Genomic DNA, 742 nt, shown 5'->3' with positions numbered 1-742 from the left:
ATTTTTGTCGAAAATTTTTAACTTCCTGTAGATACGATTCCATTGAGTTCTCCAACTAGCCTCTGTACAGCAAACCTAAAGCAACAAAAAATAAACAACTGAGTTGTGTCGATAAGACTAAAGTCTAAAGATTTTGTTTTATTTGCTTAAAATACAATGGTTTATTTTGATTTTCTTTCAAGTTGTAAATTTCATGAAAGATGTTTTTGTTAACTATTTTGTAACAGCTGATCGGTTTTTGCTCAATATAATGAGCAAAATTAGCCGTTTTTTTGACCAAAAAAGAGGCGTTGGTCACGATTTGGTCAGAATATCGAACATCGGTGTTGATAATTTTGTACATGGTTTGTAGTGTGAGTGTTAAATAAATCGAGCACGGAAGTAACATGTCTACACAAAGCAAACCCCTTATTGGAATTGTTAGCTGCGCGAAAGAGTTGGGTGGCTATCAAATACAAGCCGTTAATGACTTCTATCTAGCGGCAGTAAAAGACTTCGGCGGGTTGCCGCTGATGTTAGCGCCAGATATGTCGAGTGAAGATATCGAACGAATCCTTGAGATGTGTGATGGCTTTTTATTTCCGGGCAGTCACTCGAATGTTGCGCCGCACCACTACAACGCGACGCATCAAGAGGCAGAGAAAGATGAAGCGCGCGACGAGCTCTCTTTTTCACTGCTGCGCCAAGCGATTGATAAAGACATTCCGTGTTTAGGTATCTGCCGTGGCTTTCAAGAGATGAA

At 39.6% G+C, this 742-nt stretch carries 1 protein-coding gene; it reads left to right on the top strand.

Annotated features, from left to right (window positions below; translation table 11 throughout):
* Positions 1-386: 386 nt before the first annotated feature.
* A partial coding sequence (locus KIV40_RS35105; protein ID WP_285354098.1) for a gamma-glutamyl-gamma-aminobutyrate hydrolase family protein occupies positions 387-742 on the top strand: 356 nt, incomplete at its 3' end.

It is taken from the genome of Vibrio sp. D173a, from assembly GCF_030248475.1.
Note: the sequence above shows the minus strand (reverse complement) of the source record. Positions and strands in the feature narration are given on the sequence as shown.